Raw genomic sequence first — 13,058 nt, forward strand, 5'->3', positions numbered from 1 at the left:
CCACATGGCTAGTACTACAGAAAAAAATTCAACCGTCCATGGTAACAAGGGCGACATATTCTCTTCCACGGATGTTAACGAATTCGAAATCCCACGGGGAAAGGACGAGGTGTGGCGGTTCGTTCCGCTGCGTCGCCTCAAAGGGCTTCACGACGGGAGCTTCGCACCCGTAACGGACACCCTCATCGACATTGCGGTTCCTGAAACGGCAACCCACGTGGAGGTCGAGAAGGTCACCATGGATTCGCCCTTGATTGGACGCGCGGGTAAACCTATCGATCGAATAAGCGCCCAAGCTTTTACCTCGACCTCTCATGCCACCGTGGTTCAGATTGCAGACGCGGCGATAAATCCAGAACCCATCTCCATCACTATTACCGGTGCTGGCCATGACGTGACCACGTTTAGTCATGTGGTCATCGAGGTAGGCGAAGCGGCAGAAGCCACCATTAATCTTCGCTATAAAGGGTCCGGAGTACACGCTGACAATATCGAGTTCATTGTAGGCGACAATGCGAAATTGAATGTTATCGTCGACGACTCATGGGATGACGATGCTGTCCACTGCGGTTCGCAGATGGCTGTAGTTGGTCGCGATGCCACCCTACGCCATTATGCTGCCCTGTTCGGTGGAGATCTCGTGCGCATTGTACCTCGCGTCCGATTCACCGCTCCTGGCGGGGACGCCGAGTTATTGGGCGTCTACTTTGCGGACTCTGGACAATTTTTTGAGCAGCGACTTCTCGTCGATCACGCGCAGCCGAACTGCACGTCAAATGTGTTGTACAAAGGGGCCTTGCAATCCCATTCAGCAGAGAAGAGGGCTGAGGCCCACACCGCATGGGTAGGCGACGTCCTCATCCGCCCGAACGCACAAGGAACCAGCACGTACGAAGCGAACCGGAATCTTGTTCTTACGGAAGGTGGACGAGCCGACTCTGTGCCAAACCTGGAAATCGAAACTGGTGAAATTCAAGGCGCAGGTCACGCAGCTACAGTCGGACGATTTGATGATGAGCAGGAGTTTTACCTACGATCCCGGGGAATACCGGCGGATGAAGCTCGACGGCTCATCGTGCGAGGCTTCTTCTCTGAAGTGATCGGAAAAATTCCGTTTGATCCCATTCGTGAGGACCTCGAAAACAGAATTCTGCAAGAGCTAGAAACCCTGCGCACGCTTAAAAAAGCCACATCTTAAACCCCTCTTAACTCATAAGGAATATTAATGAGCACCCTTGAAATCCGAGATCTCCATGCCCAAGTCATCCCCACAGATGAAAACGCTGGGCCGAAAGAGATCCTCAAAGGAGTAAATCTCACCATCAAATCTGGTGAAACGCACGCTATTATGGGCCCCAACGGCTCCGGTAAATCCACACTTTCCTATACCATAGCGGGGCATCCGCGCTACCACGTCACCCAGGGGGAGGTTCTCCTCGATGGCGTCAATATCTTGGATATGGACGTCGATGAGCGTGCTCGCGCCGGAATGTTTGTGGCGATGCAGTACCCAACCGAAATTCCCGGGGTTTCCATGGCAAATTTCCTGCGAACCGCCGCCACAGCTGTTCGCGGTGAAGCGCCAAAGCTACGGACATGGATCAAAGAGGTAAAAACTGAGCAAGAGAATTTGCTCATCGATAAAAGCTTTAGCGAACGCAGTGTCAATGACGGATTCTCTGGAGGTGAAAAAAAGCGCCATGAGGTTCTTCAGTTAGGTTTGCTCAAGCCCAAATTCGCCATTATGGACGAGACAGACTCAGGCCTCGATGTTGACGCATTGCGAGTTGTTTCCGATGGTATTAACCGCTACCAGCAGGACAACGATGGCGGTATCCTCATGATCACGCACTATAAGCGCATCCTCACCTACGTTAACCCGCAGTTCGTGCACGTTTTTGCCGACGGCAAAATTGTAAAGTCTGGTGGTGCTGAATTAGCAGATGAGCTGGAAGCTAATGGATACGATCAGTTCCTCAACTAACCTTTCCCCAATATTGAAAAAGTAGCGAGGAACTTATGTTTCATACACCGTCGGGCACCCTTGATATCGAGCGTATCCGCCAGGAATTCCCCGTATTTTCCCGATCTGTTCGAGGCGGACACCGCCTGGTTTACCTCGATTCTGGGGCAACCTCGCAGCGCCCGTTGCCGGTGTGGCGCGCGGAGGAGGAGTTTGTCCTCTACACGAACGCCCCAGTACACCGCGGAGCCTATCAGCTTGCTGAAGAAGCTACCGACGCCTATGAGGGTGCACGCGGGCGTATCGCGCAATTTATAGGGGCGCAGCCAAACGAATTGGTATTTACCAAAAACGCGACCGAAGCACTCAACCTCCTTGCCTATACCCTTGGGGATCCCCGCGCAGGGGAGTGGGCCGTTGGTGCCGGCGACACCGTAGTAGTCACCGAGCTGGAGCATCATGCCAACCTCGTGCCATGGCAAGAACTCTGTCGCCGTACGGGGGCCACGCTCGCCTGGCTCGACATGGATGAAACGGGTCGTATCGATCTCGACTCCTTGCGATTCGATGACTCAGTAAAGGTCGTTGCCTGTACCCATCAGTCAAATGTGACAGGCGCTATTTCTGATATTCCCGCCCTGGTCAGCAAGGCTAGAGCGGTAGGTGCACTCATCGTTCTCGATGCGTGTCAATCAGTTCCGCATATGCCAGTTGACGTGGTGGAGCTCGACGTTGATTTTGCGGCCTTTTCCGGCCATAAGATGCTTGGTCCTACGGGAGTCGGAGCACTATATGGTAAAAGTGAGCTGCTCAACCAGTTGCCGCCATTTCTAACTGGGGGTTCCATGATCGAGGTCGTGCACATGGATCATTCCACCTATGCGCCGGCCCCGCAGCGCTTTGAAGCAGGTACGCAAATGGCCTCACAGGTAGTGGGACTAGGTGCGGCGTGTGACTTTCTCAACGCTATTGGGATGGAAGCGATTCATCACCATGAGCAAGAGCTCACCCGCTATGGTTTGGAGCAATTATCCTCCATCCCAGGGTTAGAAATCGCCGGCCCCACTAAGGCTGACAACCGTGGCTCGGTCATTAGTTTCGATGTCGAGGGAATTCATCCCCATGACTTAGGGCAAATTCTCGATGATCAGGGTGTGTGCATCAGAGTTGGACACCACTGCGCATGGCCAGCACATCGAAAGCTGCAGATGCAGTCCACGGCACGCGCCTCCTTCTACCTTTATAATGACAAGGCAGATATAGACGCGTTAGTTGGGGCTATCGCTACAGCTCAGAACTTTTTCGGGACGCGCTAAGAAAAAAAGGAAGCCACAATGAATATGGAATCCATGTATCAAGAAGTTATCCTTGATCATTACAAGAACCCAAAGTTCTCTGGGTTGCGCGAAGGCCACGATGCCGAGGTTCACCATGTAAATCCCTCGTGCGGGGACGAACTGACTCTTCGGCTTGCTCTTGGATCCAACGGCGAAGTAAAAGATATTTCGTACCAAGCGGAAGGATGTTCAATTTCCCAAGCTTCCACCTCAGTAATGGCGGAGGAATTGATGGGATTAACAGTCGAGCAAGCGCGCGCGAAAATAGCCGAATTTGAGAAAATGATTACCTCGCGAGGCACCTATGAGGGCGACGACGACATGATCGGTGACGGTGTGGCCTTCGCAGGAGTCTCCCAATACCCCGCTCGGGTAAAATGCGCACTTCTGGGATGGAAAGCCTTCGAAGCGGCCTTGAGCGAATCTCTCGATCGTAATAATTAACGGAAAGTGACTAATAATGACCGATAACCACGATGTAGAACCACCGCACGCCGACCCACATACCGGAATCATTGACCGCACTCATATCATCCCCGAACAAAGCGAGGCGGATGAAGCCAAAGCATTCGACATCGAAGAGTATATGCGCGACGTTATCGATCCCGAGTTAGGCATCAACGTGGTGGATTTAGGTTTGGTTTATGATATCTGGATCGAAAATGAGAATGAAGCCCATATCAATATGACGCTCACGTCACCAGCCTGCCCGCTGACCGATGTTCTCGAAGACCAAGCGCAGAGTGCGGTAGTCGGTAACGGCGGAATTGAAAAACTGCAGCTCAATTGGGTGTGGAATCCTCCATGGGGTCCGCATATGATCACTGAGGAAGGCCGGGAGCAACTGCGTGCGCTAGGATTCTCGGTGTAGTCCAGGCTTTCCCCAAGGGAGGAATTTCTCCCTTTGCTCTCGGGTGCTAGGATGGCGCTTTGTGATTGTGACCAATGACTTTGAAGTCCGAGTGGGTGCGCGCACCCTGCTTGACGCCACGCGGCAGCATTTACGAGTCCAGCCAGGCGATAGAATTGGCCTAGTAGGCCGTAACGGGGCGGGTAAAACCACCACTATGCGAATCCTAGCGGGAGAAACCGAACCCTATGGAGGATCCGTAGTCAGGTCAGGCACTATTGGTTATCTACCTCAAGACTCACGTGAGGGAAATATTGAGCAGACCGCACGTGAGCGGGTGCTCAGCGCTCGTGGCCTCGATGCTATTAATCGCAATATGGCCAAGCAACAGTCGATTATGGAAACCGCTGGCAGTGATGCTAAACGCGACAAAGCAATTAGGCAGTATACAAAATTAGAGGAACGTTACCATGCCCTCGGAGGCTACGAAGCCAACGCAGAGTGCGCACGCATCTGCGATAATCTGGGCCTAGAGGCGCGGATTCTCGATCAATCCCTTAAAACCCTATCCGGAGGGCAACGCAGACGTGTAGAGCTTGCCCAGATACTGTTCGCAGCTTCGGCTGGAAGCGGTAAATCCGAGACCACCCTTCTTCTCGATGAGCCGACAAACCACCTTGATGCTGATTCGATCCTATGGTTGCGTGGCTTTCTCTCAAAGCACGAGGGTGGTTTGATTATGATTAGCCACGATGTGGAACTCCTCGAGGCCGTATGTAATAAGATCTGGTTTCTCGACGCCGTTCGAGCAGAAGCTGATATTTATAATATGGGCTATAAGAAGTATATCGACGCTCGTGCTACTGATGAAGCTAGGCGCCGCCGCGAGCGCGCAAATGCTGAGAAAAAAGCGTCCGCACTCAAGGACCAGGCAGCTCGCCTGGGTGCCAAAGCCACTAAAGCAGCCGCTGCAAAGCAGATGTTGGCAAGGGCGGAGAAGATGGTCGCACAAACCGATGAGATTAGAGCAGGCGACCGCGTGGCCCATATCAAATTTCCGGCTCCAGCTCCCTGTGGAAAAACTCCTCTCAATGGTCGTGGTCTGACCAAGATGTACGGCTCGCTCGAAGTATTCTCTGGAGTCGATCTCGCAGTTGACAAAGGGAGCCGGGTGGTCGTTCTGGGTTTCAACGGCGCTGGCAAGACCACGCTGTTGAAGTTACTTGCGGGGGTAGAACGTACCGATGGTGAGGGGGGAGTAGTCACTGGCCACGGCCTGAAAATTGGCTACTTTGCCCAAGAACACGACACCATCGATCCGGATCAAACGGTGTGGGAAAACACCATCGCCGCTTGCCCCGAAGCAGGGGAGCAGGATTTGCGTGGACTACTAGGAGCATTCATGTTCTCCGGGGAGCAACTAGACCAGCCAGCCGGGACCCTTTCGGGCGGTGAAAAAACCCGTCTTGCGCTAGCTAGCCTCGTTTCCTCTCGGGCTAATGTACTTCTACTCGATGAACCGACGAATAACTTAGATCCGATCTCCCGCGAACAGGTTCTCGACGCCCTGGCCACCTACGAGGGTGCTGTGGTGTTGGTGACTCACGATCCAGGCGCTGTGCGAGCACTCAATCCAGAGCGCGTTATCGTCCTCCCTGATGGCGATGAAGATCTGTGGAGCGACGAATATATGGAGATCGTGGAGCTATCTTAACCAACCATCACGTACTATGGTGAGATGTCGAAGAAACTCTTGGCGCTCCTTGGAATAGATCTATGTGCTGCCCTCACAGCATGGCACTTTCTCTATTACACTCCGCATGACAGAATCCGCGGATCAAAAAGACGCTGGTTTTTTATTACGCTCATCGACATCATCGGACCCATGCTTTTTCTCAGCCGTGGCCTAAAAAAATGAACCTCCCATGATAAGAAGGAGGTTCATTGCGAGACGGTGAGAACGATCGGTTAGTTTCTTAGTCCGTGCAGCGGGGCAGGAATAAAACCGCCACGTGAAATAAACTGAGAGTTATCTACTTGAGACACTGGAATAACGGGCGCATAGCCTAGCAGCCCGCCGAAATTAACTTCGTCGCCAGGCTTGGTCCCAGGGACCGGTATAACGCGCACAGCGGTGGTTTTGTGGTTCATCACGCCGATAGCTGATTCATCTGCAATCATCCCAGAAATGAGAGATGCTGAAGTTTCGCCCGGGATCGCCACCATATCGAGACCTACCGAACAGATTGAGGTCATCGCCTCTAATTTATCGATACTGATATTCCCGGCCCGAACTGCGTCAATCATGCCCTTATCTTCAGATACTGGGATAAAGGAGCCGGACAGCCCTCCAACGCGTGAGCACGCCATCATACCGCCTTTTTTTACAGCGTCATTGAGTAGAGCAAGCGCAGCTGTTGTGCCGTGAGTCCCCACCTGATCCAGCCCCATATTTTCCATGATGAGAGCCACAGAATCGCCGATCTCAGCGGTAGGGGCTAAGGACAGATCGACAATTCCGAACGGGATACCAAGCCGCTGCGCTGCCATGGTACCTACTAGCTGACCCGTACGAGTAATCTTGAATGCAGCCTTTTTAATGGCTTCAGCCACGTCGTTAAGGCTAGCGCCCTTGAGATCTCCCAGAGCCCGATTAACCACGCCAGGGCCGGATACACCTACGGAGACCACGCAATCTGGTTCTTCGACACCATGGAAAGCGCCAGCCATAAAGGGGTTATCCCCCACAGCATTGGCAAAGACTACGAGCTTGGCGCAGGCGATAGCGGAGCGCTCTTTGGTCAGCTCCGCTGCCTCTTTGATAACTCTGCCCATCAAGGCCACCGCATCCATATTGATCCCGGCACGCGATGAGGCGATATTTACACTCGAACACACCAGATCGGTTTCTGTGAGCGCTTGTGGGATGGACTCGATTAGGCGCCGATCCCCAGCGGTCATGCCTTTTTCTACAAGGGCTGAATAACCACCTACAAAATCCACACCTACCGTCTTGGCTGAGCGATCGAGTGCATGGGCCAGTGGCAGGGGAGATTCTTTGTGGGCTTGAGCAATCAGAGCAATGGGGGTGACAGAGATACGTTTGTTAACTATCGGGATACCAAGTTCGCGCTCGATACCTACGCAGGTCTCTACCAAGTGTGCTGCTTGGGTTGTTATTTTTTCATAAACAGCATCGCAGGTTTCTTGCATGGATCCGCGCACGCAGTCGAGCAGTGAAATTCCCATGGTTACCGTGCGGATATCGAGCCGGTACTGCTCGATCATGGCGATTGTTTCTAGTACAGCATCGGAAGAATGTTGAATAGTCATCTCGATCTTTCTTTAAATGAGATTCATAGCATCGAAGATGGCCTGCGATTGGATTCTGATAACCAGCTTTTCCCGCTTTTCAATCGCTTCCATGCGTTCTTGAATCATTTTGAGATCAATGGAGTCTTCATCGAAGGCAACATGAAGAATCATGGTGAAGTAGTCTTCCATGAGTGTCTGCGACACATTGTGAATATTTACATTGAGTTCAGCTAGGGCTGTCGATACTGCGGCAATAATCCCCGTATGATCTATACCGGTAACGGTCATAATGGCAAACATAGGGAGTATGTTACAGGGTTTTGAGAATATTCATCGACCCCAGAAGAACCCGGCGTTGGGTAGCACAATTAACGGGGGCCTGTAGCGGTGAGGCTGCGCGAGTGGGCGATAAAATTGCACAGGACGTGTCTCGCCCAGCGTGGGTCAAAGTTTTCGACAGACTGGAGAATCTTGTCAAAATCCTGTGGATCAAAATACCCACTGTGCATATAGAAGCTCATGCGAGCCCTGACCCCTTCGTAGTCCATCTCTCCGTGAAACTGGGAGGCCCAAACGTGGTCGCGGAAACGGATCAGCTGGTACGGGCAACTAGGTCCAGAAGCTAGCACCTCAACCTCTGGGCCGACAGTCTCGATGGCTTCCGTATGGCCGGTAAGCGCCTGGAATCTCGCTGGCAGGCCTTGCATGATGGGGTCGGTTTGAGAGGCGGGGACAACAACGGTAATACCGGTTTCTTCGGGGTGCTTACGGGCGACAGTTCCACCAGTGGCGTGCGCCAAGTAGCCAGCGCCAAAGCATATTAAAAAGACAGGTTTATCGCCATAGATCAGCATATCGAGCTGACGGTGCACGTGTTGTTGGTATACAGAATACGGTTCAGGATAGACGTGGAGAGGACTTCCCCCGACTATTATGCCTGCGTACTGCGAGGTGTCCCCAATTGTGTCGCGCTCGGATTCTAAAATTATATGGTCGATGTCAGAGGCTCCCAGGTTGCTCGCCCGCCGAAAGTCAGCAAACTCGGATAAGGCGACTGGGTGTCCACTTTTACCTTGGCGCAAGGATACAAAAAGAAAATCAGCCATAAGAAGTCTTATTGTAGGTTATGAAGAACTACTTCGTACACTACCTTCTACAATTTGTAGGATAGCTTGCAGGTCGGTGGTGTCGGCTCCTGACGATAGCCTCGTTATGAGCCCATCGAATACCGTTTCCAAATATGTATGTAAAACCTCCAAGCTCACGTCAGTACGCAAGCCGCCCTTTTCCAGGTTGAGGCGCAGCCGCTCGCGCAGGGCATCGTCTAGAGTGCGTTGGTGTTCAATCCACCGTTGCCGAAAACTAGAGTCAGTGCGTAGCATAGTTGAAATTTCGAGCCGCGTGGATAACCACGAATAGTCTTTGGGATTCTCCAAAATACTGCGCATCACCTCGACTAATCCGTCTTTGCTTACAACCTCCGCCATCCGTTCGGCATCTTCGCGAGCAAGAGCGAGGAAGAGGTTTTCCTTATCCTTAAAATGATGGAAGATCGCTCCACGTGATTTGCCAATTGATCGCTCCAATCGACGCACGGTGGCCCCTTCGTAGCCGTATTCGGCAAAGCAGCGCCTGGCGCCATCGAGGATATCTTGGCGTCGCGAGATGAGTTCGCTATCGGACACAATAGGCATCGCGAAGTCCTTTATTTTTCAGTGCGTTAAAGCTCGAAATTTATGGGAGGCTGAGGGAAGCCATCTGGCTTCCCTCAGGATTGGGATCGTCCTCAATCCCACAGCGAACTGACTCCTATGACTTAGCCATATTGCGAAGCACGTACTGCAAGATGCCGCCGTTGAGGTAGTATGCGAGCTCCCCTGGAGTGTCGATGCGTACGATCGCGTCGAATTCTGCGACAACCTTGCCATCTAAGCGGGCTGTGACCTTGACGGTATCAGGGGTAACCCCCGAATTCATGGCTGCGATTCCCTCAATGTCAAAAATTTCGTGACCAGTCAGACCGAGACTCTCGTGCGACTCACCCTCCGGGAACTGCAGGGGGATCACGCCCATTCCGATCAAATTGGAGCGATGAATCCTTTCGAAAGATTCTGTGATCACGGCTTTTACGCCAAGAAGACTAGTACCTTTAGCAGCCCAGTCTCGCGACGACCCGGTTCCGTATTCTTTGCCTCCGAGCACAACCAGAGGAATATCTTGAGCCTTATAATTTTGGCAAGCATCGAAGATATACGCTTGAGGGTTACCGTCCTGTGTGAAGTCGAGGGTGTAGCCACCCGCGATGTCGACGAGCTGATTCTGGAGGCGGATATTGGCAAAGGTTCCGCGCATCATGACCTCATGGTTTCCACGGCGTGATCCGAGGGAATTATAGTCCTCTCGGGCGACACCGTGCTCGTCCAAGTACTGGGCTGCGGGAGTGCCTGGCTTGATTGAAGAAGCAGGGGAGATGTGATCTGTGGTCACTGAGTCGCCAAGTTTAGCTAGGACGCGGGCGCCTGCAATATCAGTAACAGGTTCAGGCTCTACAGTCATATTGTCGAAATATGGAGCCTTGCGAATATAGGTGGAGTCGTCGTCCCACTCGAAGGTGGTCCCAGTGGGGATATCGAGTGCTTGCCACTGCTTGTCCCCCTTGAAGACGTCTGCATAATCTGCTTCGTAAAGTTCGCGGCTGATCGATTGCGCGATCGTCTCCTCGATCTCTTCGGTAGAGGGCCAGATATCTTTGAGGAATACCTCGGCTCCGTCCTGATCGACTCCAAGAGGTTGGGTCTCGAAATCAAAGTCCATCGTGCCAGCGATAGCATAGGCAATAACCATGATCGGGGACGTCAGATAGTTCATCTTCACGTCAGGAGAGATGCGGCCCTCGAAGTTGCGGTTTCCAGACAAGACAGCTGTGGCAGCCAAATCGTATTCGTTAATTGCAGCTGAAATCTCTTCCGGTAGGGGGCCCGAATTTCCAATGCAGGTGGTACACCCAAAACCGGATAGATAAAATCCTAAGGCCTCGAGGTCCTTCCAGAGATCTGCTAGCTGGTAATAACCGTCTACAACCTGGGATCCAGGAGCGCAGATGGTCTTTACCCATGGTTTTGCTTTGAGCCCCTTGGCTGCCGCTTTACGGGCGATGAGGCCGGCCCCGATCATCACTGATGGGTTTGAGGTATTGGTGCACGACGTGATGGAGGCGATAGCGACCATGCCGTGGTCAACAGTGAACTCGCCGCCATTTGGTGAGGTAACAACCACGGGTCGAGATGGGCGACCTGTATTCGCTAAAGCGGCGCTCTCTCCGTTGCCGGAACGAGAGGAATTAGCAGTGCGCTCGAACGCGCCCTCAAGGCGGACCGGCTCGAGGGTGTCGGTATCGGCAGTATAGGTCGGTAGGTCTGCGCGGAACTGTTGCTTTGAGTCAGATAGCAGAATTCGGTCCTGAGGGCGTTTCGGACCGGCGAGTGAAGGTACAACGGTACTCAAATCTAGCTCGAGGTACTCGGAATAGAGGGCTTCCGGGGCGTCTTTTTCAAGCCACATCCCTTGAGCTTTTGCATAGGCTTCGACGAGGGCTACCTGCTCTTCGGAGCGGCCTGTTAGATGCAGGTATTTGGTGGTCTCTTCGTCGATAGGAAAAATTGCGCACGTGGAGCCAAACTCTGGCGACATATTGCCAATAGTTGCGCGGTTAGCCAGCGGGATAGATTTGACCCCGTTCCCATAAAATTCTACGAATTTCTGCACAACTCCGTGCTCGCGCAACATCTCGGTGATGGTGAGAACTACGTCGGTAGCGGTTACTCCTGCTGGGATCTCTCCGGTGAGTTTGAAGCCTACAACCTTTGGAATGAGCATGGAGACTGGTTGTCCGAGCATAGCGGCTTCGGCTTCAATACCGCCGACGCCCCAGCCAAGAATGCCCAGACCATTTTCCATGGTGGTATGCGAATCTGTGCCGATACAGGTATCGGGATAGGCGACGTTATTATTGTCAAAAACGACGCGGGCAAGGTATTCAATATTAACTTGGTGCACAATCCCTGTTCCTGGTGGAACAACACGGAAATTGGAGAAATTCTCGGCACCCCAGCGTAGGAACTGGTAGCGCTCCTCATTGCGCTCGTATTCAATGTCAACATTTTTTTGCAACGCGTCGTTGGAACCGAAAGCTTCGACAATAACCGAGTGGTCGATGACCATTTCGGCGGGATTGAGCGGATTTACCTTATCGGGATCGCCCCCGAGAGTCTTGACCGCCTCGCGCATGGTGGCAAGGTCGACCACACAGGGAACGCCCGTGAAATCCTGCATGAGTACACGAGCGGGAGTGAATTGAATCTCTACGCTAGGTTCCGCCTGAGGGTCCCAGTTGGCGAGAGCCTGAATATGTTCAGCCTTAATATTGGCGCCGTCCTCGTGCCGGAGCAAGTTTTCCGCAAGCACTTTGAGTGAGTAGGGCAGCTTGTCCAAACCAGGCACGGAGTCGAGAGAGTAAAAATCATAGGTTTTTTCACCTACTGCGAGAGCCTTGCGGGCATGAAAAGAGTCTTTGCTAACGGTCACTATATAGCTCCAGGGTTGATAGGGATTGGGTTTCGAATATCTTAGTATCAGGTGCGACACTTGAGGCTTTTTCGGCTGGAAAATCTTTGGTCGCGTCGCGTGACGCTCATTATAACAGTACAAGCGTTCTGTTGGCCGGAGTTAGAATGAAATCGAGCAAATAAATTCAGCTCCTCCAAGATAATCGCTACATATACCAATAAAAACCCAGCTCGTGACGCATTCTAGGAGTACCTATACCCCTCCAATTTGTGCACCAGCCAACGCTGTCGATTCTGTTTAATGCGTGGATCTGCTATCGCGTGGATTGTGCTACCCTGTGGCATAAGTTGAGGTACTCACCATGCTCTATGCTGTCTAAGGCACTGGCTTAATCGGAAGGAAAGTTTAGCTCTATGATCCCTTCTACTATTGATATGAATGATCTCGCTCGGCAGCTTGCTGAGGATGATGTGGCCTTAGAAACTCAAGATGACAACCTCCACGGCACTCTTGAAAGTGCCAAGCTCTATCTCGAAGAGCAGACGATGGTCTCGCCGGTTGGAGTCGTGGTAGTAGATCAGACCCCACCACAGCCCGCTGATTTACGGGATATAGGCCAGGTCCTTCTGGATGCGGGAGGATATGAGTTGGTGATTGTCAGAAGCCCCGATAGTAGCGGAGTTGTGAGTACAACGTTGAGCCGCGCGGAAATCGAGTCGGCCAAGTTTAGCTTGGTTCAAAGCACCGACTACGCCGGTGATATTACGGCCTTTGCCGATACTCTCGCTGGGGGTAATCCTATGTTGTCTGCCCCCCTTGTACCCGTCCTAGTTTTTAGCTTAGTTGCTGCTGGAATTATAGGAAGTATCCGTAAAATCAAGGTTTGGGACTAGACAACTGTCAACGTGTGCTTGACAGTTTCTTCTTTATTTTGTGGGGTAGGCGCGCCGATAAACGTCCAAAATGTAATCAATATCACTTTGACCTCAAATTTACATCGTTTTCGCAGCTCAATCATGCATTGTTT

Annotated in this window: 12 protein-coding genes; 7 read left to right on the forward strand and 5 right to left on the reverse strand. The window is 52.3% G+C overall.

Annotated features, from left to right (window positions below; all coding sequences use genetic code 11):
- The first annotated feature begins 4 nt into the window (after positions 1–4).
- The 6 genes from sufD (at position 5) to NXT00_RS01700 (ending at position 5,864) form a co-directional block, all read left to right on the forward strand.
- Entirely contained in the window at positions 5–1,198 is a 1,194-nt protein-coding gene (gene sufD, locus NXT00_RS01675; protein WP_259076843.1) for a Fe-S cluster assembly protein SufD, read from the forward strand.
- Between the two features lie 27 nt (positions 1,199–1,225).
- On the forward strand, positions 1,226–1,984 hold the full coding sequence (sufC, locus tag NXT00_RS01680) for a Fe-S cluster assembly ATPase SufC (protein ID WP_259076846.1): 759 nt from the start codon (positions 1,226–1,228) through the stop codon (positions 1,982–1,984).
- Positions 1,985–2,019: 35 nt separating this feature from the next.
- On the forward strand, positions 2,020–3,279 hold the full coding sequence (locus NXT00_RS01685; protein ID WP_259076848.1) for a cysteine desulfurase: 1,260 nt from the start codon (positions 2,020–2,022) through the stop codon (positions 3,277–3,279).
- Between the two features lie 18 nt (positions 3,280–3,297).
- Positions 3,298–3,744 carry a Fe-S cluster assembly sulfur transfer protein SufU gene (gene sufU / locus NXT00_RS01690; RefSeq protein WP_259157780.1) on the forward strand — a complete coding sequence of 149 codons (447 nt, stop codon included), beginning with the start codon at positions 3,298–3,300 and terminating at the stop codon, positions 3,742–3,744.
- 16 nt (positions 3,745–3,760) lie between these two features.
- The gene (locus NXT00_RS01695; protein ID WP_259076854.1) at positions 3,761–4,171 is read left to right on the forward strand and encodes a metal-sulfur cluster assembly factor; all 411 of its coding nucleotides are present in this window, start codon (positions 3,761–3,763) and stop codon (positions 4,169–4,171) included.
- A 61-nt stretch (positions 4,172–4,232) separates the two neighbouring features.
- Positions 4,233–5,864: an ABC-F family ATP-binding cassette domain-containing protein gene (locus NXT00_RS01700; RefSeq protein WP_259076856.1), complete on the forward strand. Its 1,632-nt coding sequence runs from the start codon at positions 4,233–4,235 to the stop codon at positions 5,862–5,864.
- Between the two features lie 254 nt (positions 5,865–6,118).
- On the opposite strand, the gene NXT00_RS01705 is transcribed toward NXT00_RS01700, so the two are convergent.
- The 5 genes from NXT00_RS01705 to acnA form a co-directional block, all read right to left on the reverse strand.
- Positions 6,119–7,483: a PFL family protein gene (locus tag NXT00_RS01705; RefSeq protein ID WP_259076858.1), complete on the reverse strand. Its 1,365-nt coding sequence runs from the start codon at positions 7,481–7,483 to the stop codon at positions 6,119–6,121.
- Positions 7,484–7,495: 12 nt separating this feature from the next.
- A complete protein-coding gene (locus NXT00_RS01710; RefSeq protein WP_259076869.1) occupies positions 7,496–7,765 on the reverse strand; it encodes an ACT domain-containing protein in 270 nt (89 codons plus the stop codon).
- A 68-nt stretch (positions 7,766–7,833) separates the two neighbouring features.
- Positions 7,834–8,571 (reverse strand): glutamine amidotransferase-related protein, encoded by a 738-nt coding sequence (locus NXT00_RS01715; protein WP_259157781.1) that lies wholly within the window; start codon positions 8,569–8,571, stop codon positions 7,834–7,836.
- Positions 8,572–8,589: 18 nt separating this feature from the next.
- Positions 8,590–9,159, reverse strand: a complete 570-nt coding sequence (locus NXT00_RS01720; RefSeq protein WP_259076874.1) for a TetR/AcrR family transcriptional regulator — start codon at positions 9,157–9,159, stop codon at positions 8,590–8,592.
- A 115-nt stretch (positions 9,160–9,274) separates the two neighbouring features.
- Positions 9,275–12,049 carry an aconitate hydratase AcnA gene (acnA, locus tag NXT00_RS01725; RefSeq protein ID WP_259157782.1) on the reverse strand — a complete coding sequence of 925 codons (2,775 nt, stop codon included), beginning with the start codon at positions 12,047–12,049 and terminating at the stop codon, positions 9,275–9,277.
- 395 nt (positions 12,050–12,444) lie between these two features.
- Here acnA and NXT00_RS01730 point away from each other — a divergent pair, with 395 nt between their 5' ends.
- Positions 12,445–12,924, forward strand: a complete 480-nt coding sequence (locus NXT00_RS01730) for a DUF6676 family protein (RefSeq protein WP_259157783.1) — start codon at positions 12,445–12,447, stop codon at positions 12,922–12,924.
- Positions 12,925–13,058: the final 134 nt, after the last annotated feature.

It is taken from the genome of Corynebacterium sp. ES2715-CONJ3 (assembly GCF_024814365.1).
Lineage (GTDB): Bacteria > Actinomycetota > Actinomycetes > Mycobacteriales > Mycobacteriaceae > Corynebacterium.